25 protein-coding genes are annotated in these 24,374 nt (G+C 64.8%); 6 read left to right on the top strand and 19 right to left on the bottom strand.

Going from position 1 to position 24,374, the window contains the following annotated elements; translation table 11 throughout:
• The 7 genes from P6U24_RS15250 to fliD form a co-directional block, all read right to left on the bottom strand.
• Complete coding sequence (locus tag P6U24_RS15250; protein ID WP_407159901.1) at positions 1–462, bottom strand: flagellar protein FlgN; 462 nt, start codon at positions 460–462, stop codon at positions 1–3.
• Positions 463–480: 18 nt separating this feature from the next.
• Positions 481–753, bottom strand: coding sequence for a hypothetical protein (locus P6U24_RS15245; protein WP_407159900.1), 273 nt, complete (start codon positions 751–753; stop codon positions 481–483).
• A 2-nt stretch (positions 754–755) separates the two neighbouring features.
• Entirely contained in the window at positions 756–2,072 is a 1,317-nt protein-coding gene (gene flgE / locus P6U24_RS15240) for a flagellar hook protein FlgE (RefSeq protein WP_407159899.1), read from the bottom strand.
• 22 nt (positions 2,073–2,094) lie between these two features.
• Positions 2,095–2,760: a flagellar hook assembly protein FlgD gene (locus P6U24_RS15235; protein WP_407159898.1), complete on the bottom strand. Its 666-nt coding sequence runs from the start codon at positions 2,758–2,760 to the stop codon at positions 2,095–2,097.
• A gap of 395 nt (positions 2,761–3,155) precedes the next feature.
• Positions 3,156–3,446, bottom strand: a complete 291-nt coding sequence (locus P6U24_RS15230) for a hypothetical protein (protein ID WP_407159897.1) — start codon at positions 3,444–3,446, stop codon at positions 3,156–3,158.
• A gap of 410 nt (positions 3,447–3,856) precedes the next feature.
• A complete protein-coding gene (gene fliS, locus P6U24_RS15225) occupies positions 3,857–4,285 on the bottom strand; it encodes a flagellar export chaperone FliS (protein ID WP_407159896.1) in 429 nt (142 codons plus the stop codon).
• Positions 4,285–5,925, bottom strand: a complete 1,641-nt coding sequence (fliD, locus tag P6U24_RS15220) for a flagellar filament capping protein FliD (protein ID WP_407160474.1) — start codon at positions 5,923–5,925, stop codon at positions 4,285–4,287. The genes fliS and fliD overlap by 1 nt, the downstream gene beginning before the upstream one ends.
• On the opposite strand from fliD, the gene P6U24_RS15215 reads away from it, so the two are divergent.
• Positions 5,810–6,079 (top strand): hypothetical protein, encoded by a 270-nt coding sequence (locus P6U24_RS15215; protein ID WP_407160823.1) that lies wholly within the window; start codon positions 5,810–5,812, stop codon positions 6,077–6,079. The genes fliD and P6U24_RS15215 overlap by 116 nt on opposite strands.
• On the opposite strand, the gene P6U24_RS15210 is transcribed toward P6U24_RS15215, so the two are convergent.
• On the bottom strand, positions 6,063–6,890 hold the full coding sequence (locus P6U24_RS15210) for a flagellin (protein WP_407159895.1): 828 nt from the start codon (positions 6,888–6,890) through the stop codon (positions 6,063–6,065). The genes P6U24_RS15215 and P6U24_RS15210 overlap by 17 nt on opposite strands.
• Before the next feature lie 137 nt (positions 6,891–7,027).
• Complete coding sequence (locus tag P6U24_RS15205) at positions 7,028–7,732, bottom strand: RNA polymerase sigma factor (protein WP_407159894.1); 705 nt, start codon at positions 7,730–7,732, stop codon at positions 7,028–7,030.
• Between the two features lie 307 nt (positions 7,733–8,039).
• On the opposite strand from P6U24_RS15205, the gene P6U24_RS15200 reads away from it, so the two are divergent.
• The 4 genes from P6U24_RS15200 to P6U24_RS15185 all read left to right on the top strand — a co-directional run bounded on the left by P6U24_RS15200 (position 8,040) and on the right by P6U24_RS15185 (position 12,420).
• Complete coding sequence (locus P6U24_RS15200; RefSeq protein WP_407159893.1) at positions 8,040–8,246, top strand: hypothetical protein; 207 nt, start codon at positions 8,040–8,042, stop codon at positions 8,244–8,246.
• A gap of 170 nt (positions 8,247–8,416) precedes the next feature.
• Positions 8,417–10,264, top strand: a complete 1,848-nt coding sequence (locus tag P6U24_RS15195) for a hypothetical protein (protein WP_407159892.1) — start codon at positions 8,417–8,419, stop codon at positions 10,262–10,264.
• Positions 10,265–10,305: 41 nt separating this feature from the next.
• Entirely contained in the window at positions 10,306–11,664 is a 1,359-nt protein-coding gene (locus P6U24_RS15190; RefSeq protein ID WP_407159891.1) for a hypothetical protein, read from the top strand.
• 27 nt (positions 11,665–11,691) lie between these two features.
• Positions 11,692–12,420 (top strand): formyltransferase family protein, encoded by a 729-nt coding sequence (locus P6U24_RS15185; protein WP_407160473.1) that lies wholly within the window; start codon positions 11,692–11,694, stop codon positions 12,418–12,420.
• Between the two features lie 3 nt (positions 12,421–12,423).
• On the opposite strand, the gene bluB is transcribed toward P6U24_RS15185, so the two are convergent.
• The 5 genes from bluB to cbiE are packed head-to-tail and all read right to left on the bottom strand — an operon-like array spanning position 12,424 to position 16,793.
• Positions 12,424–13,077 (bottom strand): 5,6-dimethylbenzimidazole synthase, encoded by a 654-nt coding sequence (gene bluB, locus P6U24_RS15180; protein ID WP_407159890.1) that lies wholly within the window; start codon positions 13,075–13,077, stop codon positions 12,424–12,426.
• Positions 13,074–14,414 (bottom strand): cobyrinate a,c-diamide synthase, encoded by a 1,341-nt coding sequence (locus tag P6U24_RS15175; RefSeq protein ID WP_407159889.1) that lies wholly within the window; start codon positions 14,412–14,414, stop codon positions 13,074–13,076. The genes bluB and P6U24_RS15175 overlap by 4 nt, the downstream gene beginning before the upstream one ends.
• Positions 14,411–15,172: a precorrin-4 C(11)-methyltransferase gene (cobM, locus tag P6U24_RS15170; protein WP_407159888.1), complete on the bottom strand. Its 762-nt coding sequence runs from the start codon at positions 15,170–15,172 to the stop codon at positions 14,411–14,413. Before cobM ends, P6U24_RS15175 begins: the two co-directional genes overlap by 4 nt.
• The gene (locus P6U24_RS15165) at positions 15,169–15,579 is read right to left on the bottom strand and encodes a cobalamin biosynthesis protein (protein ID WP_407159887.1); all 411 of its coding nucleotides are present in this window, start codon (positions 15,577–15,579) and stop codon (positions 15,169–15,171) included. The genes cobM and P6U24_RS15165 overlap by 4 nt, the downstream gene beginning before the upstream one ends.
• Entirely contained in the window at positions 15,558–16,793 is a 1,236-nt protein-coding gene (cbiE, locus tag P6U24_RS15160) for a precorrin-6y C5,15-methyltransferase (decarboxylating) subunit CbiE (RefSeq protein WP_407159886.1), read from the bottom strand. Before cbiE ends, P6U24_RS15165 begins: the two co-directional genes overlap by 22 nt.
• 14 nt (positions 16,794–16,807) lie before the next feature.
• Here cbiE and P6U24_RS15155 point away from each other — a divergent pair, with 14 nt between their 5' ends.
• Positions 16,808–17,575, top strand: a complete 768-nt coding sequence (locus P6U24_RS15155) for a cobalt-precorrin-6A reductase (RefSeq protein ID WP_407159885.1) — start codon at positions 16,808–16,810, stop codon at positions 17,573–17,575.
• Here P6U24_RS15155 and cobJ read toward each other — a convergent pair.
• Genes cobJ through cobN form a run of 5 tightly spaced genes read right to left on the bottom strand, consistent with a single transcriptional unit; the run spans position 17,545 to position 24,373 of the window.
• The gene (cobJ, locus tag P6U24_RS15150; RefSeq protein ID WP_407159884.1) at positions 17,545–18,306 is read right to left on the bottom strand and encodes a precorrin-3B C(17)-methyltransferase; all 762 of its coding nucleotides are present in this window, start codon (positions 18,304–18,306) and stop codon (positions 17,545–17,547) included. The genes P6U24_RS15155 and cobJ overlap by 31 nt on opposite strands.
• Positions 18,303–19,061 carry a precorrin-2 C(20)-methyltransferase gene (locus P6U24_RS15145; RefSeq protein ID WP_407159883.1) on the bottom strand — a complete coding sequence of 253 codons (759 nt, stop codon included), beginning with the start codon at positions 19,059–19,061 and terminating at the stop codon, positions 18,303–18,305. The genes cobJ and P6U24_RS15145 overlap by 4 nt, the downstream gene beginning before the upstream one ends.
• The gene (locus P6U24_RS15140) at positions 19,058–19,690 is read right to left on the bottom strand and encodes a precorrin-8X methylmutase (protein ID WP_407159882.1); all 633 of its coding nucleotides are present in this window, start codon (positions 19,688–19,690) and stop codon (positions 19,058–19,060) included. Before P6U24_RS15140 ends, P6U24_RS15145 begins: the two co-directional genes overlap by 4 nt.
• Positions 19,683–20,966 carry a precorrin-3B synthase gene (gene cobG / locus P6U24_RS15135; RefSeq protein WP_407159881.1) on the bottom strand — a complete coding sequence of 428 codons (1,284 nt, stop codon included), beginning with the start codon at positions 20,964–20,966 and terminating at the stop codon, positions 19,683–19,685. The genes P6U24_RS15140 and cobG overlap by 8 nt, the downstream gene beginning before the upstream one ends.
• Positions 20,963–24,373, bottom strand: a complete 3,411-nt coding sequence (cobN, locus tag P6U24_RS15130) for a cobaltochelatase subunit CobN (protein ID WP_407159880.1) — start codon at positions 24,371–24,373, stop codon at positions 20,963–20,965. Before cobN ends, cobG begins: the two co-directional genes overlap by 4 nt.
• Position 24,374 lies beyond the last annotated feature (1 nt).

Raw genomic sequence — 24,374 nt, 5'->3', positions numbered from 1 at the left:
TCAGGCCCGGACATTTGTGCCGCAGGACACCGACCGGGTCGGTGCCCGGCGACCGGCGGCGCCATACGGCGATACGCTCGCGATCTGCTCGCGGATCGCCTGCATCACAGCTTCGATCCGCCGATTGCTTGCGTCGATCGCCGCGCGCAGCCGCATCAGGTTCTCGTCCATCGCGGTACGCAGCTCGGCGATCTTCCCCATCAACTGCTCGCGCAGGATGCGGTCCTTCACGTTCAGATTGGCCATATGAGCAGTGCAGGCCGCGACCCGCTGCTCGAATGCGCCTGCGAGCCTGCCCTTCTCGTCCACCTGCTTGAGGCGCGATGCCGGGAGTCCCTTCGACAGTTCGACGTTCTCCTCGACGACCACGGCGATCAGCTCGTCAATCAGCGCGATCAGCGTCTTCACCCCCTCTTCGCCCGGCCCGATTGGGCTCGCTTGGATACTGGGTGCAGCTTTCATGATATCGCTCCCATGCCGTTAGTGCTCGCCACGCTGCGTCGAGCCAGTCACGCGCGCAACGCGCGCATAAGTGTTGAACGCATTGACCCTGACCGCCGCCAGCTTCAACTCTTTCTCCAGCTGCGCGCACTCGCGCAGCAGCTTTCGTCGTACCGTTTCGATGTCATCCATCAGCGCAATCAGCTGGGCACGGTCCTCGGCACCCGTTGCTGCGGCACGAATCTTCAGTCGCCGCAGCTTGCGCAGCAGAGCCTCACCTTCGCCGAGCCGCTCCTTCTTCTGACCACCCATGATCACCTCATGGCCGAGATCAGGGTGTCGAACATCTTGTTGACGGTAGTCACGACCTGTGACGCCGCCGAATAGGCCTGTTGAGCCGAGATCATATTGCTGAACTGGCCCGTGGTGTCCGTCGTGCTGGACTCGAGTTCGCTGCCATACACGACGCCCGCATCGCCCTCGCCCGAGGTCTGCAACTTCGCGTCGCCCGATTCCGCCGTCGAGGTGTACATGCCGCCGGTGTGCACCACGAGACCGTTGGGATCGGTGAAGGTTGCGACTGCCAGCTTGTAGATCGGGACGGTCTTGCCGTTCGAATAGGTCGCCTCCACGATGCCGCCCTGGCTGATCGACACGCTGGTCAGCGTCCCCAGGCTGACGCCATCCGGATTGGCTTTGAAGTTCGTGACGCTCGGCGTCGTCCCGCCAGATGCAAGCTGGGTCAGGCCGTCGGTGCCGCCGTTCCGCGTGCCGAAATTGAGCGCGATCGAACTGGCCTGAGCACCGTCAGCCCATGTGATGCCGAGTGGCGCCACCTCGCCGGTCGTGGCGTTGGTCGGGGTGACCGTGCTCAGCGAGCCGTCGCTGTTGAACGTCACCGTGTAGACGCCGGTGGTTGCAGGTGCGGCCGTCGTCGGCGACGTCACCGTTCCATCTGATGCTGTTGCCGGCGCGAACGATGCGCTCCAAGTATTGCTCGCGGTCTTCGTCCAGGTGATGTTGAGGCTATGCGCCTCGCCCAGCGAGTCGTACACGGTCATCGAACTCGAGAACGAGCTGCCGTCGGTCGGCGTGGTGGTCGTCGACGTGTTGACGACAGCATCCGCCGGCAGGTTCGCCGTGATCGACGACTCCGTGGTTGCGCCACCGTTCGACTTCGCAATGTTCGTCTTGACCGGCTCCAGCCCGGTGCCGACGATGTTGCCTTTGGCGTCGGTCCGATAGCCCTCGAGGTAGTAGCCGTCGTTGACGAGGAAGCCGTTCTTGTCGGTGGTGAACGCGCCATTGCGGGTATAGAACGTGGTCCCGCCGGCGCCGGTCGAATTGGTGACGACGAAGAAGCCGTTGCCTTGGATCGCGACATTGGTGGCCGTCGTCGTGGCCGATAGCAGGCCCTGCTGGGTGATGTTCGCAATCCCCGAGACCGAGACGCCGCCCGACGAATACGCCTTCGAGTTGCTGGACGCCGTCACCAGATCCTGGAACGAAGCCGATGTCGTCTTGTAGCCCGTCGTATCCGAATTGGCGATGTTGTCGCCGATCATGGCGAGCGCCGAGCTCTGCGCGTTGAGCGCCGAAACCGCCGAGTGAAGTGCTCCGGTAAGACTCATAATCCAACTCCAAGTATTGCTATCAGGAGGAGACGCCGATGATGTCGTTTGCGCTGACGGAAACGCCATTCACCGTGAGCGAAGGCGTGCTGGTCGAGGTGTCGATGCCGGTGACCTTGCCAGTGATGGACGTGTAGTTGACGACGGAATTGCCGACCGCGTCCTTCGCAGTGACGGCGATCGTGTACTTGCCGCCATCGGCGAGCTGCTTGCCGTCCGAGTTCTTGCCATTCCAGGTGAAGGAGTTCGAACCGGCATCGCCGCTGCCCGTGCCGGTCCAGACCTTGTTGCCGGACGAATCCGTGATCGTGATCGAGACCTTCGAGGCCGCAGACGAAAGCGAGTAGTTGAACGTGGCCGAGCCGTCGGACAGAACAGCGGTGTCGGTTTTTGCGGTCACGGTGTGCCCGATGTAGTTGACCGAATTCAGGGTCACGAGGCTGGTAAATGATCCCGCGAGCGAACCCAGGCTGGTGTTGATCGCCTGCTGGGACGCGACGTTGACGTAGGACGTCATCTGATTGATGAAGTCGGTGACACTGGTCGCGTTCATCGGGTCCTGGTTCTGCAGCTCGCTGACGAGCAGGCTGAGAAAATCGGCCGATGTCATCGCGCCGCTGGAGGACGAACTCGCCGATGACGTCGAGGACGACGTCCCGGTCGACGAACTCGTCGAGGAAACGGTCATGGCAAACTCCGCAAGCAGCACCTCGGCGCATCGGATGACGCATCCGCACGAGGTGCGATCGTGATCTCGTCTGCCAATCAAACGGACATCGCGCCGAATTCAGGCGCAGATTCATTCAACGGAATGCATTGATTAGACGGCAGAATTTGCCGCCGCGCCGCCGTGCAGGGCGGCAAAAATCGCCTGGTGCATGCGCGCGAAGAGCATGCGCCGGCACGCTATGACAGCTCAGACAGTCAGGAGATGCTAATTAGGCGTGAGATCTCGGGCCGTGACGCGGAAGGTGCGCGCGAGCGGGCGCGTACTAGCCATCGCACCTGGTGAGAGGGGCGTGCAACGTCGATGGAGAGGCTCCGCTTGAAGCATCCCGTAGCATCGATGAAATGGAGGCGAGATCAGCCTGGCTGCGTGGCGTCGACCGGCGCTTCGCTGTCAGCCAGTGATTGTTCGGCCTTGATCCGGCTCGCCGCCGCAAAGATGCGGTCGGCGAGACCTGCGGGCGCACGGACCGGCGGCACAGCCAGCGCTTCGCGAAGCGCACGAGCCCGCGCCAAGACTTCGGCCGCCTCTATGGATGACGACAGAAGGCTCGCAGCCGCTTCGCGCTGCGCATCCGGCCAGCGGGACGTATCCTCCCCTAACCGATCAATCAGATCTTCGAATTCCCTGACGTCCATCGTCTGCATTTGTCCGGCATCCCCGGACCGTCATAAACGATCTGTTACAAACGCGGAATCGATATCCGCCATTGCCACGGCCCCACGCTGAACAACGCGCCGAATCCCCGTAGGTTCACGGGGTCATATGCACATCAAGCGGTATTAGGCGGAGCGCCTGAACGCCGGATGCGGCCCAGGATACCAGTATGTTGCACCGCCAGAACGTTGGGAGCAGCAATACACCGAAACCAAATGACACACGCGATTCGTCGAAAGCCTAGCGGCGGCGCCCATCTGAAGGAAATTCGCGCAATGTCGCAGCGTCATTCTGACGCTAAAAAGCCGCCGCCGTCCCAGCGGCGAGTCCCCTGTCAGCCGCCGTACCCGCAACAAGGCGCGGCCTGTGTTGCGGGAGATCGCGACGACGCATCGGCGGATCAGCGATGGGTGGCGGGCACTGCGGCGGCGCGCGGGGCGGTCCTGGCCGCGCGCTCAACGGTCTCCCACGCCTCGCGCAGCTCGTTGATGCTGGCGACCAGACGCTGAACATTCTCGCGCATGTGCGGACGCCCATAGGACCGCAGCGCCGCGACAATCAGAGCATTGTAGGTCTGAAACAACCGATCGGCGACGGGGCCGCCGCGGGTGACGTCGAGATGATGGCTAAGCCCGCGCAGGATCGCCGTTGCGCGGGTCAGATGCTCGTGCCCCTCCTCGAAGCGATGCGCTTCCTGGGCCTGCAGCGATTTCTGCAAGTAGGTGGAGGCACCATTGAGCAGCATGATCACCGCCTTGAGCGGCGGCACAGCGATGGCCGCGCCGCGATAAGCCTGGCTCGCCCGTTGAGCCATCTCATTCTGTGTCATTAGTTCTTGGACCCCGCGTTGAGCAATGCCTTGAGATAGGTCAGCGTGTTGTCCGCACTGGCGATTGCGGCCTGATATTTGGCGTATTGCGCCTCGAGTTGCGATTGAAAGGTCGTAGCCGCGCTCTGGATGTCGCTGACCTTGGAACTCATCGACGTGTCCTGGTCAATCAGACTGCTGATCTGGGTCTGAAGCGCCCCCGTGCTGCCCGATGCGGTCTTAGCAAACTGATAGATCCGGTTTGCAAGACCCAGCGTCGACGTCACCGTGATCGTCTGCGACGTCGTGCCGCTATAAGTGAACGCCATGCCGGCATAAATCGTGCCGCTGGCGCCGATGATGCTCTTGCCGTCGCTGCTGATCGTGAACAACGAGCTATCGCCCTCGACCGAAGCGGACACCAGTTTGCCGGACGAATCGACGTTGACATCGAGCGTAAAGGATTGCGGTGACGCGCCGGTATTGACGACCGTGAGCTGGCTCGATGACGTCGTCGTCTGCGCAGCCAGCAATTTTGTGACGCCACTCAAATTGGTGTTGAGGATCGTCGATAATGTCCCCGTATCGAGCTGCAGCTCGTTCTTCTCATTGAACGACAGGCCGAGATTAGCCATCGTCATTCCGCCAACCGACGTGCTCAGGATGCTCTGCAGCTGGTCCATGATATCGCGCATCGTGCCGTCGCCGAACAGCACGGCGCTGGATGCTGCCGTTCCGTCGGAATTGGTCGCCTGCTGCGCCGTCACGGCATCACGAAACGCATTGTAATTCTTGACGAAGGCCTCGAGTGCGTCCGTGATCTGACTGCCGTCGGGCTCGATATCGACCGTCAGCGAGGTTCCGCTCGGCGTCGCCTGCATCAGACTGAAGGTGACGCCGCTGAGCACGTCCTGAATGTCGTTGGTGTTGCGGGTCAGAGCGATGCCGTCCAGCGTGAACTTTGCGGCCTGCGATGTCTGCAGCACATTCGTGAAAGTGCCGCTGCTGTCGGTGATGCCGAGCTTGTTGAGGATATCGTCCCCCGACGTGCTCGAATAGCTGATATCGGCGGCATCCTCCGTACCGGTCAACGTAAGCTGGTAAGACCCACTGGATACCTGGATGATGGACGCCTGGACATTCGTGGTCGATGTCTGCGCGTTGATGGCGTCCTGGATATCCTGCAGCGACATGCCGCTGGTCACAGTGATCTCCGCGGTGCTGCCGCCGGCAAGGCCAAGCGAAAAGGTGCCTGAATAGCCGAGTGCGCTGGTCTGGCTGGACTGGCTGGCACTCGCCACCTTCTGCGCAGTCGCGATTTGGCTGATGGTCAGCGTATGCTTGCCTGTCGCTGCCCCGGTGTTGACAGCCATGGACAATGCGGCCGACGCACTGACATTACCAGTCGCACTGACGGTCGCGGCGCGCGACGCAAAAACGCTGGTCGAGAAGGAGTTGATGACCGCGGTGGAAAGCGTGGACAACCCGCTCGACAACGTGCTGAGGGCTGTCTGTAGGCCTTGATACGCGGTGACCTTGGCTTGGTTGGCGGTGATCTTCGTGCTGATCTGCGTCGCCCGCGCCAGCTTGGCGTTGACAGCGGCCTGGATCAGAGCGCCCCAGTCGATGCTGCTGGTCGTGCTCGTCCCCGATGTCGAGATCGAGCTGGTCGAGCTCGACGACGAGGATGACGACGAGGTCGTGCTGCTCGTGCCGGAAGTGGCGCTACTCACTGTCATGACGGGGACCTGTCAGAAAAGAACCGGGCCGGCATCGTGCCGGCCCGGCAGATCGTTCGTTAGCCGAGCAGCTTGAGCAGGTACTGCGGCATCTGGTTCGCAGCGGTTTCCGCCGAGACTGCGGCCTGGGTCTTCACCTCGGCCGAGGACAGCTTCGCCTGCTCGGCCGCGATATCGACGTCCTTGATCGCCGAATTGGCCGATTGCAGGTTCTGGGTCTGCGTCGAGATCGAGTCGGCGCTGAAGTTGAAGCGCGATTCCTGCGCACCGATGTCGGCACGAGCCTTGGAGACGGTGTCGATCGCAGTGTCGAGCGCCGTCAGCGCCGCGGTGGCGCCGGTTTGCGTGCTGACGTCGAGCGAGGTGATGGCCAGAGACGACGAGCTCAGGTTGGACAGCGTGATCTTGATGGTATCGGAGCTCGAGGAGCCGACCATCACGTTGACGCCAGCGGTGAAGGTGGTGCTGGAGCCGTCAAGCAGGCTGGTGCCGCTATAGCGGGTGCCCGAAGCGATCGAATCGACCTCGCCGATCAGCTGCTTGAATTCCGACTGGATGTAGGCGCGGCTGGAATCGGTCGTGGTACCCGAGTCGGACTCTGACGCCAGCGACTTCATACGAGCCAGGATGTCGCTGATGTTGGAGGCGCCGCCATCGGCGGTCTGCAGGATCGAGGTCGCCTGGGCAACGTTGGTCGCGGCCTGCTGCAGCGTGGTGATGTCCGAGGAGATGCGGGTCGAAATCGCGAGACCGGCGGCGTCGTCGGAAGCGGCGGTGATGCGCGAACCACTCGACAGCTTCGAGAGCGAGCTGGTTTCCTGGTTCGAGTTGATGTTCAGGTAGCGGACAGCCGAGTTGGCTGCGATGTTGGTGGAAATTGCAGGCACGGTGAAACTCCTAGAGTGATCGGCAACACACGCCGGATCGTGGAAGGACTGACGGTGCGTATCAGCCCCGTCTGCCCGATCAAACGGACCGGCCCGGCAAGATCAGGCGAGAAATCTTCTCGCCGCGGAGGTTATGGTTAGCAGTCGGTAAATGCGCCGCGGATGTCGCGCTCGTGCCTGCGCAGCAATTCGCGCAATTGCTGACGACCGCGCTTCAGGAGCGACTCCACTGCGGCAATGGTCGTATCCATCACTTCGGCGATCTCGCCGTTGCTCATGTTCTCATGGTAGGAGAAGATCACCGCGATGCGCTGCTGCTCGGGCAGACGCTGCATCGCCGCCTCTAACAGGTCGTTCATCTCAGCGCGCTCGATCATGCTGCTGGCGTCCGGCTTGGAGTCGGCGACCTCGGGGACGACATCGACATTCTCCGTCCGCGGCTTGCGGCGCAAATCGATGCAGCGATTGCTGACCACTCGATAGAGCCAGGTCGAGAACTTTGCCCGGCCATGCTGCCAGCGTCCGCGATGAGTCCAGACCTTGAGCATGGTATCCTGCACGACGTCCTCCGCATCGGCGGCATTGCCGACGATGCGCAGCGCGATCGCATAGGCACGATCGATGTGCCGAACCACGAGGAGACGAAACGCGGCCTCGTCGCCGGTCGCCATGCGGTCGAGCAGCTCCTTGTCCTCGTCGAACACGACGTCATCGAGAACCGGCGCACTGTCGGACACGGTCGCACACGATTCACTCCAAGGCACCTCGGCAGCTTCGGGCGACGGAGACTCCTTGGCGACATCGAACTCGGTGGGAGCCCAGACATCAAGCGCGTAGCTCATTCCCCAATCTCCAACCCGCAGCGCCGACGGTTCTCATCCCATACGGCTTCCGACCCTTGAACGCGGCGAGCGAAAAAGTCAGGCGCAGTATTTTTGTTATTTTTCAAAGGCTTACGGGGAATGTTTTGCCTATGGCCAGGCAAGAAATGCCGAGCGCACCCAGCCGGCGCAGGATCGAGAGAGCAAGTGTAGCCGTTCATCGGCATCGGAAGACATTCATTCGGGAAGACAGACGCAGCGGAAAACGCAGCTGCTACACGCACTAACGCCGATCGGCACAGGCAACGCCCGGTCGCCGGATGATCGGTTGCATGACGAGATCAACTCGCGCCAGACGACGATCGCGCCCGGCAGATTTTTCCGAATCATCGTCTCGAAAGTATCCGATTTTTCGACTCTGTCAGTCGTCGGCTCCGCGATTTTTGAATCACCCGAGAAATTTTTTCCGGATGTGCGCCTGATTTCACCCGACCGAACGTTTCATGAGTTGCGGAGCGGGAGATTTCTGGAATGAGGGTCGCAACGGTCGGCGCAGCGCGTCGAGCGAAGGTTGTTTCTGCGTGCTCGTTCGATGTTTTTGACACTTTTATAATCAGGGCCTGCACGACGCCTGACGGCGTATTCGAGAGGGCCTATGAAATTTCCGGACTTAAGGATACGTGTCCGGGCGCGTCTGAAAATTTCGTGCAGCATCGCGTTCTTGCCGAGGCACGCGCTCGCAAAGAGGCTGAGCAAAAGCGCGGCACGACCGAGGTCCGCATCACTGATATCTATTCCTTCTTTCCTCTGAGGCTGTTTGGCCTGGACCGCGAAGCGCTGAACGATCTGGCCGTTGCCGAATTCCGCGCCGAGATCGATCTCTGCGGCGCAAATCCGGACATGCTTCAGCAATATCTGGACATGAAACGCGAGGGTTTTCGCGTCGGCTTCATCTCCGACACCTACTGGAGCACGAAGCAGCTCGGTCACTTGCTGCGCAATTGCACTCCTGACCTCACCTGGGATTTCCTTTACGCGTCCTGCGATCACGGTCACGGCAAGAACGGCAAGCTGTTCGCCAAATACCTGTCGGAGCAGAAAGTCGATCCCGGCTCGTCATTTCATATCGGCGGCAACGAGCACACCGACATCGAGAGCGCACGGCGCCACGGCATCCGCCCGCGCCATCATCTGCAGGCAAGCAACAAGCTCGCCTCTAAACTGCAGCGAGAGACGAGTCTGTTCGAACTGTTGGCTCCCGGCCAGCCGTCGCGTCTGGATCTCGGCGCCAGCACCCTACGGCGGATGGTGACGGCGCGAAATCCGGAGAACTCTGCTGCCTTCCACCTTGGCATGACCGCGCTCGGGCCCATCATGACCGCCTTCGACGCCTTCATCGAAGCTCGTTGCAACGAGCTGACCAAAGCGGGCGGCAAGGTTGCGATCGGATTTCTCGGGCGAAGCGGCTTCCTGTCGCATCGCATCTGGCAGGATAGTCGCACGAGCGATGCGTCATACATCGAGGTGAACCGACATGTGAGCGCGATCGGAGCGGCTGACTCGCTTGCGCCCTTGCGCCAGTTGATCGGACAGATACCGCGCCTCGACGCCAACGCTTTCGCCGAGATCGCCATGGCGCTGCCTTTGAACGTGGCGACCTATTTTGCGAACCAATCCGACGGCGCCGCGAGCGGCACCGACTTGGCCGCTGCTCTGCCCGGGCTGATGAATCCGCGCGAGTGCGCGGAGCTTGCCGGCGGAATGCGGGCGCGACTGCTCGCCCACCTTCGGGCCAGAATCCCGGATTTCGATAGCTGCACTGACCTCGTGCTGGTCGATCTCGGCTACTCCGGCCGCGCGCAGAAGGCGCTCCGCCGGATCTTCGACCGCGAGAACATCCGCGCCCGCCTCCATGGGGCCTACCTCCTCACCCTCGACGACGCATTTCACGATCTGGCCCGCGGCGATACCGTGCAAGGCATGATCTCGGACCTCATCGTGACGCCGCACATCAAGCGCACCCTGCTCCGTCACGTCGCTCTGCTCGAACATCTCTGCAGCTCTCCGGCAGGAGAGGCACGGGATTATCGCGACGGCGAAGTCCTGCGCGATTCCAACCCGATCCCGGCGGAGCAGAGCGCCGTCGCGGCGGAAGTCCAGGCAGGCGCGGCAGCCTTTGCCGCTAGCGCGCGCGAGCTCGGCGCAAATTATGGCCTGCAGCCATTTGCGCGATCCGCCGTCGGCGCGCGCTGGACTGCCGCGACACTCGGGCGGTTGCTGCTGCTGCCGGACGAAGATGAGCTTGCAGTGCTCGGCAAGTTGCAGCGCGATGTCAATCTCGGCACCGCCACGCTGCAGCCGGTACTCGACAGCGGCTTCATGGACAAGCTCATGATTGCGCGCGGTCTCAGCGTGGCCAGTGCCGCGCCGGCGCAGCCGATGCGGCTCGCCGGAAGCCTCGGCAGCCCGTCGCACTGCCATCTGGACCCGCTATTCGGCGCCAATCGACTCTCATCCAACGTGTTCGGCAGCGCTCCTTGCGGCACCGCCTGAATTGGCCTCCTCGTCCGTTCTAGCTCCAAGGAGCAGGAATCATGAAGGCAAGCGGCAGCGGTCATTTCGACAATACCAAGGCGGATCTGACGGATCTGCTGCAATCCCATGATGCGAGGCTTGGTCCGGCGCAATTACGCCGGCTCGAATGGCTGGTGCGGAGCTATGGGCCGCCCGTACTCTGGGAAGCCGGCGCGCGCAGCAGCGACATGCGCGCGCAAGGCGGCGTCATCATCGTGCTCGATCCACCAAGCGGCGCCGGCGCCGAGCTGCTCTACGGGTCGCTCGATGCGAACACTGCGGTCGCGATTCCCTTCGGCGAAAATCCTGCCTTCGATTTCCTCAAGTCCAAGCTGACCGAATTCGGCATGGTCGGCACCTGCGGCGTGGACGGGCCGCACGAGCTGTGGTGGGGCGGCCTCGCCTGGCGCGAGTCCAAGACGCCCGACGCTGCCGATCTGCCGCACGTGGTGTCGTGCTATCCCCAAGCCTATGGCGACCTGCACGCCTATCATCTGAAGCGATCGTTGCAGCGCCTTGGGCTGGCCTTCGACCTCGTCGCACTGGATACGATCCATTCCGATCGCATGCTCGCCTATGAGAAGGCCGAATTCATCGCAGGGATGTGGGACCGCCATCAAGCGCCGCTTTTGTTCGTCGATGCCGACGTCATGCTGCAGGCCCAGCCGATGCTGCCATTGCAGGTCGCTTGCGATTTCGCGGTTTACAAATGGAACGGCTGGGAGATGTCGACGCGCACGCTTTATTTCGGCCGTACGAAAGCCGCCGAAGCATTGCTGCGCACATGGCAGCAACTTGCCTCTTCCTATACCGCGGTCTGGGATGCCTATCTGCTCGACCAGGCCTGGAGCCTGACCGCCTCGCAGATGCCGCTCGATACGGTCTGGCTGCCGCGCTCCTATCATGCGGTCGCGGGTGAGGCCGGCGCCAGGCAGGCGACGATCGTTCATAATCTGAAAGCCACCACGGCCGATCTCGGTCCGGACCCGGATTTCGCCGATGCGGTACGCCCGGCACGCCGCGCTGGCCGTACCGGCGCCAGGGATGCGCTCATTGTTTTGCGCTCCAAGGCGGCGTCAGACAAGGCCGTCACCGTGATCCTGCGCGAGCTCGAAGGCAGCGGCGCGCGGGCGACCGCAGCCAGCATCGAGGCCGTCACGCGCGCATTCGAAGCTGATTGCGGCGGGTTCGGCCGGCTCGAACTGTCGCTTTGTCCATGGCAGGACGACGTTCGCATCGCCAAGGAAGCCGCCTTCCTTGCCGATAACAGCGTCATCGAGATCGCGCCGTGGCAGGACCTGCCGAGCGACTTGTTTCGTTCGCTCGCGGCCTCCGACAAGGCCGTCAAGTCCGGCACCGTGACCAGCTATCGCCGCTGAGATTCAAGCGACAGAGACAAAATGCGCATGTTCAACACGATCATTCTTCTGACCGGCAGCCCTGACCAGCAACTGGCGCTCACCGAGCTCCTGAAAGCCCACAATCCGGCGCTGTCCTTCCGCTGCGCCGTCACGCCGGGCGATCTCGAGGCGATCGAGCCGGAGGTTCTTCGTAACGCGCGCCTTGTCGCATTCACCACCGGCGTGATTGTCCCGGCCCGTATCCTGAATGCGCTGGGTTATGGCGCCTACAACTTCCACCCCGGCCCTGCTGATTATCCCGGTTGGGCGCCGGCGCATTTCGCCCTCTACGATGGCGCCAGGCAGTTCGGTGCCACCGCCCACGTGATGGAAGCCCGCGTCGATTGCGGCGCGATCGTCGGTGTGGAGTCGTTCGAAATCCCTGACGGGCTCGAGGTGCGGGGCCTGGAGCAAATGGCATTCGTGCGCCTCGCCTATTTGTTCTGGCGGATGTCACACGACATTGCCTGCAGCGCCGCGCCGCTGCCAGGTCTCCCCATCACCTGGAGCGGCATCAAGAGCACCAGGCAGATGTATGCTGCGATGTGCGACATGCCGGCCGACATCGCGCCTGTCGAGATGAAGCGCCGCATCCGCGCCTTCCATGACGACTTCCGCGGCATCCCGCTGACCGTGACGCTGAACGGAATGCGCTTTCGGCTCGCCGGTACCGCCGCGCCAAAGCCGGTTGCGCCGGCCGCAATCGAGGCGCCGCCGCTCGCGATGGCCTCCTGATTGTCAGCGCTTGAGCGGCACAATCACGCGATCGCAGAGCCGTACCTGCCAGCCATCACGTTCCAGTTCGGGATCGTCATGCTCCTCTTCCGGCCAGCCGATGCAGAGATAGGCGACGAGGCTCCACTCGGCGGGCAGATCGAGTGTTCTGCACACGGCGGCGGGATCGAGAATCGAAACCCAGCCAACGCCGAGCCCTTCCGCGCGTGCCGCAAGCCATAATGTCTGCACCGCTGTCACCACCGAGTAGCGCAGCGTCTCCGGCATGGTCTGCCGTCCCAAACCGTGGCCGGTGTCGGCCGCCTCATCGGCACAGGCCGCAAGATGCACCGGGGCCTGACTCAGGCCTTCCAGCTTGAGCCGGGCGTAGATCGCGCGACGTTCTCCATCATAACCGTCAAGCGCTGCGCGATTGGCGGTTTCGAAATTGGCAATGATGGCTGCGCGACGCTCCGGACTTTCGACCAGCACGAAGCGCCACGGCTGGCTGAAGCCGACCGATGGCGCGTAGGCCGCAAGCGAGAGCAGTTGAGCGATGAGGTCGGCGGGGACCGGATCGGAGCGAAACCGGCGGACGTCGCGCCGCCAGCGCACCAGCTCCGCAAAGCGTTGCCTGAAGACGACATCGAAGTGCGGCGGCCTGTTCTCATCGCTCATGGTGCATCACCGGCAATGACATGCAGGAAGCTGCCACTGACCATGCCTCGCCGCGCGCCACGCTCCACCATCGGCTCACCCGATGCGCCGTGGCAGTCGAGCAATGGCTCGTCGCCTTCGCTCACGATGCTGGCATAGTGAAATTCATGGCCACGAACTACGGCGCCGCACGGGCCAAGGCCGCAGTCGGCAAGCAGCCGTGCCCGGCGATAGCCGAGATGCAGCCTTCGCTTGGCAAACGATGTCTCCAGAGCCAGCAAGCCGGCCATGGCATGACGGCGCCCCTCGGCGTCCACGATCCCCTGCCCCAACACCATGTAGCCGCCGCACTCGCCGTGAATGCGCACGCCGCGCTTTGCGGCATTGCGCAGGCCATCCAGAAACCGCTGTGCCGCATTCAGGCGCGCGCCATGCAGTTCCGGATAACCGCCGGGCAGCCAGACCGCGTCTGCCGCGGCATCGGGCGCTTCGTCAGCCAACGGCGAGAACGGCATGATCTCGGCGCCACGCGCGCGCCAATGCCGCGCAAGATGCGGGTAGTTGAAAGAGAACGCCGCGTCCGACGCGATCGCGATGCGCTGGCCTGGCGGTCGGATGCCGATGTCGCCAGCATCGTCCTCATGCGGCGCCGTTGCGATCGGCTGAGCCAAAGCCGCGATCGCATCGAGATCGGATGTGGCAGCGAGCTTGTCGCCCAGTAAATCGAGCTGCGTCTCGATGGCCTCGACCTCCTGCACCTGCACCAGGCCAAGATGCCGTTCAGGCAGCGCGAAGCTATCGTCGCGCGACAGTGCGCCGAATACCCTGATCCCGATCCTGTCGAATGCCGGCTGGATCAGAGCCAGATGCCGCGCGCTGGCGACACGATTGAGGATCACGCCGGCAATCCGCACGTCGGTGCGAAACGTCGCGCAGCCGAGCGCAACCGCGGCGGCCGTTTCGGTCTGACCGCTGACGTCGATCACCAGCAGGACCGGCCAGCCGAGCAGCGCGGCAAGATCGGCTGCCGAGCCCCGCCCCGCTCGTCCCGGCGCCGCCGCGCCGTCGAACAATCCCATCACGCCCTCGACAACAGCGAGATCGCCATCGGCCGCGGTCTCGTTCACCAGTCGCACCAGCTGTGGGGCCGACATTGCCCAACCGTCGAGATTGTAGCTGACGCGCCCCGCCGCAACCGCGTGAAACGCGAGATCGATGTAGTCGGGACCGCATTTGAACGGCGCGACCCGTATTCCGCGACGGACCAGCGCGCGCATCAGGCCGAGCGTCACGGTGGTCTTGCCGGCGCCCGAGCGCGGCGCCGCGATGATGAGCCCTCTCGGCGCGGCGGCCATCATTCGCCTCTGCCCCGAAAACGCCGCGGATAGTCGGCGCCGTAAAGCGCGCTCTCGCGAAAATCGGACGCGGCAAGGGCAGGACCGACCAGGATCAGCGCCGTGCGTTCCACCGTCTCGGCTTGCATCGCGGCCGCGATGGTGGCCAGCGTACCGGTGATGATACGCTGGTCCGGCCAGCTCGCGCGGTAGACAATCGCAACCGGGCAGTCGGCGCCATAATGCGGCTTGAGCTCCTCGACCACCTTGTCGAGCACGTGAATCGACAGATGAATCGCCAGCGTCGCGCGCGACTGTGCGAACAGCGACAGCTTTTCGCTCTCCGGCATCGCCGAGGCCCGGCCCGAGGTGCGCGTCAGCACCACGGATTGCGCGAGCCCCGGCAAGGTGAGCTCGCGCCCAAGTGCGGCCGCCGCGGCCGAGAAGGCCGGCACGCCCGGTGTCACCGTGTACGGAATCTGCAACGCCTCGAGTCGCCGCACCTGCTCGCCAAGCGCGCTCCAGATCGACAGATCGCCGGAATGCAGCCGTGCGACGTCCTCGCCAGCCTTGGTCGCACGCACCATCTCGGCGATGATCTCGTCGAGCGACAGCGGCGCGGTATCGACGATACGCGCACCTGGCGGACAATGATCCAGCAGCGCCTTCGGCACCAGCGATCCCGCATAGAGACAGACCGGGCAACGCGCGATCAGATCGCGTCCACGCAGGGTAATCAGGTCGGGCGCGCCGGGACCGGCACCAATGAAGTGCACTGTCATTTGCCGTACTCTGCATCGTCGCTTGCCAATGCGCAGGTTGCAGTCGCATTGGCGACGCGCGGCACGATCAGCCGGCCGCCCTGCCCGATGGCCGCAAGCGCAGCGGTTTCGGCCACCGACGGCACGCCTTTCAGCGCTTGTACGCGTTCGCTTCGCGTCACCGCGAGATCGGACATCCTTGCCATCTCGCTCGCGACGACTCCGCGCAATGGACGGTCGAGGCGGCGCGCTGCCTCGACGAGACCCGGCTCGGCCATCTTATCATTCTCGGTCGCGATGACGCTGATCGCTGCGGCCGGCAATGACGCCGCACTAAGCGCCCGGGCAATCACCGCTTCGATGTCTTCGATGGGCGCGTTGCGACGACAGCCAATGCCGAGTGCGATCATGGCTTGTTGACCCGCCATTGCGTGACCGTCATAGCCGGCCTGAAGCCGTGCATTGTGCCGACCCGCGTGGCATGCGAGACCGCAAGGCGGACCAGCTCGCCACCATGCGCACGAAATAGCGACGCGAGCCTCGCTTCGCCCTCGATCGAGACGGCGTTGGCCACCAGCCGTCCCCCGGGCTTCAGCCGCGCCCAGACCGCCTCGAACACGCCCTCATCCGAGATGCCGCCGCCGATGAATGCGGCGTCCGGCGCATCCAGATCGGCCAAGGACGCGGGCGCGGTGCCGACGACGATCTTCAGATCCGGCGCACCGAGCGCGAGCGCATTGCGCACGGCGCGAGCGGCACGGTCCTGCCGCGACTCGATGCCGATCGCGCGCAGCGAAGCATGCCGCAGCAGCCATTCGATTGCGACCGAGCCAGCGCCGAGACCCACGTCCCACAAGAGTTCTCCCGGACGCGGCGCCAGCGCCGCTACCGTGACGGCCCGAATATCACGCTTGGTCAGTTGTCCGTCGTGCTCGAACAGATCATCGGCGAGGCCCGGCGCGAGGCTGATCACCGGCGCGGCGGTTTCGGCGACGACTTCGATCGCGACGGTCGTCAGCGCGTTGATGTCTTGAAGATCGAACGCATTGGCGAGCGCGCTTCGCACGCGCTCATGCGGACCACCCATCGCCTCCAGCACGGTGAGGCGCGAGCCGCCCATGCCGCGCGCCGTGAGCAGCGCGGCGAGCTTCGCCGGCGTGGTGCCGTCCCAGCACAGTGCGAGGATCCTGGCACCCGGGGTCAGATGGCGGATGACGCCTTCGAGCGCGCGTCCATGCAGGCTGACCTGCGTCGTGTCCTGCAGCGGCCAGCCCATGCGCGCAGCGGCAAGGCTGAACGCAGAAGGCTGCGGCAGGCACAGCATTTCTTCGGGCAGAAATCGCCCGGCGAGCTGCTTGCCGACGCCGTAGTTGAAAGGATCGCCGCTGGCGAGCACCACGACGGGCTCGCCGCAGCGCGCGGCAATCTGGTCGAAGGCCTGATGCAGTCGCGTTGGCCACACCAGATATTCGCCAGATATCAACGATCGCGCCAGATCAAGATGCCGCGCGCCGCCAACCACGAGCCGCGCGTCGGCGATCAGGCGCCGCGCCAGGGGCGACAGGCCGTCGACACCGTCTTCACCGATACCAATGATGGACAGCCAGCGTATCGCGTTGCAAATTGCCGCCGAGCTCGTCATGGACCTCGCACCGCATGCGCATTCTCATTCTCGGCGGCACCACCGAAGCTTCGCATTTGGCGCAGCTGCTCGCCCATGATGGCCGGTTCGAAGCGACGCTGTCGCTCGCCGGGCGCACCGCGACGCCGAAACAGCAGGCGCTGCCGACGCGGATCGGCGGTTTCGGCGGCATCACCGGCCTCGAGGCCTGGCTGCGCGAGAATGACGTTGCCGCGGTGATCGATGCCACCCATCCCTATGCCGCGCAAATCTCGGCCCACGCAGTCGCCGCCTGCAACGCGCTCGCGATCCCGCTCGGCTCGATCATGCGCGCCGCATGGAAGCGTGAGGACGGTGACGACTGGATCGAAGTCGATTCTTTCGAAGCTGCCGCTTCTGCACTCGGCAGCGCACCAGCGCGAGTGTTCCTCAGCATCGGGCGGCAGGAGCTTGCCGCCTTTGCGGCCGCGCCGCAGCATCATTACGTCGCGCGCACGATCGATCCGCCCGACGTTGCGCTGCCGCCCGACATCCGGTTCGTTCACGACCGTGGACCATTCGATGCCGCGGCGGAGGAAGCCTTCCTCGCGCGCGAGCGCATCGACATGATCGTGTCCAAGAATTCGGGCGGTGCCGCCACCTATCCCAAGATCATCGCGAGTCGCCGCTTGCGGCTGCCCGTGATCGTGATCAGGCGTCCGCACAAGCCGCATGGCATCGTGCTGGACAGTCCCGAGGCCGCGATGCGCTGGCTGGACACGCAACTTGCTCATCACACGGGCTCCTCGCGGCGCGGCGTATAGACCCACGGTTCGCGGCCGCCGCGCATGATCAGCCGCGTGGCCGTTGATCCGATCAGCACCAAAGTGCGCATGTCGGCCTGCTTTGGATCGACCTCGCCAAGCGTCGTCGTGATCCGGCGCATCTCGCCCGAGCCCGCCGCACGCACCATGACGACGATTGCGGACGGCGCTTTATGCCGGCGCAGGATGTCGAAGGCTTCGCCGAGCTGATGCGGCCGCGCCTTCGACAAGGGATTATAGAGCGCGATGACGAAGTCGCCGGCACAGGCCGCTTCCAGCCGCCGCGTGATCGTTGTCCATGACTTCAGATTGTCCGAGAGCGAGATCGCGCAGAAATCGCCGCCGAGCGGCGCGCCGATTTCGGCGGCCGCCGCCAGCATCGCGGTCACGCCCGGCTCGACGCGGATGTCGAGCGCGCGCCATTCGGCAGGACCCGTCTCGATCGCCTCGAACACCGCGGCCGCCATCGCGAACACGCCGGGATCGCCGCCGGACACCACGGCAACCGATTTGCCGGACGCTGCCAGCTCCAGCGCATGCCGTGCGCGGTCGAGCTCGACGCGATTGCCGGTGGCGTGCCGACTTTGGCCCGCAGGCGTCGCGGCGATGCGATCGAGATAGGGTCCGTATCCGATCAGGTCAGTCGCCCGCGCAAGCGCAGCGGATGCCGCCGGCGTCATCAGCTCGGCCCGCCCGGGCCCCAATCCGACCACCGTGAGCGAGCCGGTCATAGTGCCCGCCCCTGGCCCGGAATCAGGATCATGGAGAAGTAAGGCCCGCGCTCCCAGTCGCATTCGGCCAACGGCACGACGCGCTGGTCCTCCATGGTGCCACGCTCGACATAAAGCGCACGCGCCAGCAGACCCGCGCTTGCGATCGCACGTTTCACCTTCGGCAGATTGCGCCCCACCTTCATGATCACGGCGGCGTCGCAGCGCGCGAGGCGATCGGCAAGAACATCCTCGGCAAGCGTTCCAGGCAACACCGACAGGATATCGTCGCCCCAGGTGATCGGCGCGTTGGCCCTCGTCCAGCAACCGGACATGCCGGTGACGCCGGGTACGACCTCGACCGGATGATCCCGTTCGAGGCGCCGCCACATATGCATGAACGAGCCGTAGAAGAACGGATCGCCCTCGGCCAGCAGCCCGACCGAACGGCCATCGCGCAAATGCGCCGAGATGCTGTCGGCAGCGCGGCGATAAAAGTCGGCGATCTGCGTCCGATAGGAGATGTCCGCCACGGGCACCTCCTCGGTGAGCGGATATTCCAGCCGAAGCTCGTGGCGCCCCATGTCGATCAGTGGCGTCACGATGCGGCGCGCGTTGCCCTCGAGCCCACGCTTCGCAAAATAGGCGACGACATCGACCGAGCGCACCAGGCCCGCAGCGCGCAAGGTCAGATAGCGCACGTCGCCCGGCCCGACGCCGATGCCGTACAAAGTGCCGGCACGCGCGGAGCCAGCGATGTCGTCGAGCGAACTCATTCGACGTCGCTCGCAATGGCATTGACGGCTGCGACCGCCATGGCGCTGCCGCCCTTGCGTCCCTTCACGATCAGGTATGGCACGCGTCCGTCCGCCGCCAGTGCCTCCTTCGATTCCGCTGCGCCGACGAAGCCGACCGCTGTACCGATGACAGCCGCCGGCCGCGGGGCGCCGGCATCGAACATGTCGAGCAGGTGGAACAGCGAGGTCGGTGCATTGCCGATCGCCACCAGCGCGCCGGCGAGCTGCGGCCGCCACAGCTCCATCGCCGCCGCCGATCGCGTGGTGCCGAGCCGTGCCGCGAGCGCCGGCACGTCGGGAGCATCGAGCGTGCAGATGATCTCGTTGTTCGCCGGCAGCCGAGCACGGGTGATGCCCTGCGCCACCATCTTGGCGTCGCACAGAATGGGCGCGCCGCGCTTCAGCGCATCGCGTGCTTCCGCTGCGAAATCATCTGACATCGCGATGTCGGAGGTGATCTCGACCATGCCGCAGGCATGAATGATGCGCACAGCGATCTTCTCCTCCAGGCCGCGGAAGCGCGACAGGTCAGCCTCGGCGCGAATGGTTGCGAAGGAGCGCCGGTAGATCTCGGCGCCGTCGCGGATATAGCCGCGCGCCTCAGACATGAGCACTCCTGTGCTTGGCCAACAGTTCAATCCCCTTCGTCTCGATCTCCGATGCGGTGAACGCACAGGCCGGCTCGTCCCTTACCGTGCCTCTGCGAACTACGCGATAGGAATCACCGTTACCAATGAGGACCAGATCTGCCGGTGCCGAGCGCGCGCAGCCCTTTGGGCAGCCGGACACGTGCATAGTACCTGCAAAGCCGGTGCGAGCGGCCAGCTGCGCCAGCAGACGGGCATGCTCCCGTGTCGGCAGGCTGGTCGCGTCGCAGCAGCCTGCGCCCGAACAGGCATCGATCCGGACCAGCGGATCGGCGTCGTCGACGACAAGGCCGAGTGCGCGGGCCGTCTCGAGCAGCGCCTTGCCGTCCGCGCGGCGATCGATCGCCGCATAGAGCGTCCGCCACGGCGACAGTCTGACGTCGGTCACGTCGAGTCTCGCCAGCGCCTCGGCCAAGGTCGCCAGTGTCCCGCTGTCGATACGCCCGAACGCGGCGCCGAGGCCGACGGCGTATCGCTCGCCCTGCAGCGCAAGGAGACCCCGCTGCGGCGGGGTGCGCCCCGAGACGTCAACCACTTTGGCCGGCAGCTCAGGCAGGCCGAGCTCGGCTCTGATCGCATCGACAGCTTGCGGCGACAATGCATGCGCGCGGCCGGGGTCACCATGGCAGAGGATCGCGCGCGCGATCAGAACCGCGATATCGGCGGCTTCCGATGGGGCCGCAGCCGCCAACCATGTGACGCCTTTCTTCGTTGCAATACCGACCGCCATGAGGACGTCGGCGCGCTCGCGCCGGGCTTCGAGGCGGACATCGGCCGCAAGCTCGGTCAGCGGCAGCGAGCCGCCGCCATCGATGACGAAGGCAAATTTGCCCGGCAGCGCCTGCAGGTCTGCATGTGCCGCGAGCTGCGATGCAAGCACCTGGGCGATCGGCCTGACATCGACGATCTCAGCCGGATCGATCCCGGCCAGCGGATTGATCGCGATGTTTCTGATCGCCTCGGCATCCGCACTGTCGTCGAGCAGGCCGAGCGCGGACAATGCGTCCCAAAGGCAGCCGAGCGCATCCTGTGTCACGCCGCGAATCTGCAAATTGGCGCGGCGCGTCAGGTCGATCTGGCCATTGCCGAACCGCGATGCCGCCTCGGCCAAGGCGCTCAGGCTGTGAACCGGCAGGCTGCCGCGATGCGGCCTGATACGCACGATCAGACCGTCGCCGCTCTCCATTGGTCGCCGCGCGCCGGGACACCAACCTTTGACCAGAGGCGATGCGCTCATGGCTTCCCCTCCGCAGGTGCGGTCCGCGCGGCCGCAGCGGCGAGCTCGTCGATGACAGCGTTCCGGCGCGGCATCCAGAGCCCGCGGCGGCAGGCATCCCGCAAGCGGGCCACGATCGAAGCGACTGCAGCAGGATTGCGCGTTAGCATGGCTTCATACACCGTCCCATCGCCAAACAGCGCCGCGTGGACCACGTCGAACAAATGCGAAGGCACCGCATCCGATGTCGCCGCGAACGCGTAGAGCGCATCGACTCCTTGCGCGATCTCGGCAACGCCTCGATAGCCATGCGCCAGCATGCCGGCGATCCAGCGTGGATTGGTGAGCCGGCCGCGCACCACGCGCGCGATCTCTTCGGAGAGCGCACGCGCCTTCGGAGCCTCCGGCCTGCTGGTGTCGAGATGGAGCAATGCCGGCGAGGCACCCAGTGCTGCGGCCGCCGCGGCAAAGCCGCCGGCATAGTCCGCGACCTCCTCACCATCCAGCAAATCGCGCTCGCGGTCGTCCTGCGGATGCACCAGCGCATCGGCGCTGCGGACGCGATCCTTGAAGGCTTGCGCCTGCGTGGTCCCGTCATCCGGGCCGCCGAACGCGAAAGAAGCGCCGGCCAGATAGGCCTCGCCGAGCTGCTCGCGGCTATCCCACTCCGTGCCAAGCGCCAGGCTCGCGGCAACGGCGCCATAGCTGCCGGGCGCGCCGCCGAACACGCGCGCCAGACTCTCGCCGCGGCGCCGCGCAGCTGCCAGCGGATTGTCAGCATCCTCCTCGTCGCGCGCGGCGACGGTCTGCACCGCAAGATCGAACAGGGCGATCTGCGCCTCGAACAAATCGCGGAACAGGCCGGAGATGCGCAACGTCACGTCGATGCGGGGACGGCCGAGCGCGGCGAGCGGCAGCACGTCGACGCCGGTGACGCGGTTCGAATTGAGATCCCAGCGTGGCCGCACGCCGAGATAGGCGAGCGCCTGCGCCAGATCGTCGCCGCCGGTGCGCAGCGACGCCGACGCCCAGAGATCGATCATCAGTGAACGCGGATAGTCGCCGTGGTCCTGCAGATAACGTCGGATCACCTCGTCGGCAGCGCGCACCCCGACGAGGGCCGCAGTCCGCGTCGGGATCGCACGCGGATCGATGGCGGTGAGATTGCGCCCGGTGGGCAGCACGTCGAGCCGGCCGCGGCTCGGCGCGCCCGCAGGTCCCGCGGCAACACGACGGCCATCGAGTGCGGCAGTCAATGCGTCGCGCTCGGCGCGCGCGCAATCCCGGATCGCGGATTCAACGCGAGGCTTGTTGTTCGTCTCGCCCGACGCGGCGACGATCGCATCGCCGAGCAGCACGACCGCGGCATCGTCAGGCGTGCGGCCGAACACATGCAGACGATCGCGCACGGCAAGCTCCTTGATGTCGCAGAGCTGCGCATCCAGTTTCGCGATCGCCTCGCGCCCGGTCGTCTCGCGCGCTAGCCCGCATTCCACGGCGAGGCCGCTGACCCAGGCGCGCTCGACGATCTCGTCCTCGAGCAACCTCAAGCGGCGTTTGTCGAGGCCGTCAGCTTCGGCATATTCCTCGACCAGGCCTTCCAATTCGAGCAGCGGCCCATGTAGTCCGGCTTGCGACAATGGCGGCGTCAGATGGCCGAGCGTCACCGCGGCCAGGCGGCGCTTGGCCTGAACAGCCTCGCCGGGATTGTTGACGATGAAGGGATAGATCACCGGCACGGGGCCGAGCACTGCCTCCGGCCAGCAGGCTCGCGACAGCGCCAGCGCCTTGCCGGGCAGCCATTCCAAGGTGCCATGCGCGCCGAGATGCACCAGCGCGTCGATCTGCTCCGTCTCGCGCAGATGCGCATAGAGCGCGACATAAGCATGGCCGGGCGGCACCATGGTGTCGTGATAAACGGCCTTGCGATCGCTGCGTGCGCCGCGATTCGGCTGCAGCAGGATCAACAGTTTGCCGGCACGCAGCACCGGGAAACGAAACGCGCCATTCGCAAAGGCGGCATCAGCTTCGGGCGTGCCCCAGCTGTCCTGCAGCTCACGCTGCAGCTCTTCCGGCAACGCCGCGAGATAGCGCTGATAGTCCGCTAGCGGAATCACTAGCTCGCCGGCCTCGCCTTTGAGCAGCGCCTCGACATCTTCCGATCGGACTGAGGTTCCGATATCGTAGCCCTGATCTGTCAGCAGCAGTGCTATCTCGGCCGCGCTCTGCGCCGTGTCGAGTCCGACCGCGTAACCGCGCCGGCCGGCGCGGGCCGGATAGTCCGACAGCATCAGCGCGAGACGGCGCTTCGCGTGCGGCATCGCGCGGAGACGAACCCAGCGCGCTGCCAACTGTGCAACAAAGGCGATGCGGTCCGGCTGCGGCACCTGGCGCACCGCGCCGAATTGCAACCGTTCATCGGCCGGTGCTTCGTCCTTGAATGCGATCGTCCGCGCCAGCAACCGTCCATCGAGCTCTGGCAGCACAACGTTCATGGCGAGATCGGTCGGCGACAGGCCGCGCGACGATGACGCCCACGCCTGCTCACTGCTCTGGGCCTGCACGATCTGCAGCACCGGAACGTCGGCCTGATCGAGCACGGTCGAGCCATCCTCGCGCAGTGCCGAGAAGGCCGTGGCGTTCAGAATGACTGACGGCCGTCGCGCTGCGATCAGACGCGTCAGCGCCTCAGCTACGTCAGGATTCTTCAGGCTGGTCACTGCCACCGCGACAGGCGCAAGCCCCTTCGTGTCGAGCGCCCTCTGGAGCGCGGCGACGGCCGCCGTATCCGCCGCCAGCAGGCTGGCGCGATAGAATGTGATCAACGCGCAGGGCCGCGGGTCATCCGCTGCACAGAGTTCTTCGATCGGCACTGCACCGCGCTCGGCAATGAAGCCGACCGCCGGCCCGATCGTGAACGGCTCGGCAAAAGACAGATGCCGTCCCAAAAGTGTGCCGACATAGCGCAGCGCCTCCCGCGCATTGCCGACGCCGCCTTCATGCAGATAACCATAGAGCCGTGCGGTTGCCTCGACCGGCAATGTCGAGAGCGCATCCAGACGCTCGTCGGCACGATCATCGCCCGGCAGCACGGCAAGCAGAATGCCGCGGCTACGGCACATCGCGGCGAGATGTTCGAGCCCATAGCGCCAATAATCGAGCCCGCCAAGACAGCGCACCACGACAGCGCGCGACCCCGCCACGACGCGATCGAGATAAAGATCGACCGACATCGGATGCTTGAGACGCTTCAGGCTGGCGAGCCGCAGGCCCGGCAGTTCGTCCGAAGCGCCAGTCCAGGCTTCCGCGAGCGCGGAGAGATCGCTGTCGGAGAACGACAGCACGACCACCTCCGCCGGCGACTGCGCGAGGTCGACGGCCTGCTCGAGGTCGTCGATATCAGCGCCGGATGTCGCCAGCAGATGCATG

It is taken from the genome of Bradyrhizobium sp. STM 3557 (assembly GCF_045571465.1).
GTDB lineage: Bacteria > Pseudomonadota > Alphaproteobacteria > Rhizobiales > Xanthobacteraceae > Bradyrhizobium.
Note: the sequence above shows the minus strand (reverse complement) of the source record. Positions and strands in the feature narration are given on the sequence as shown.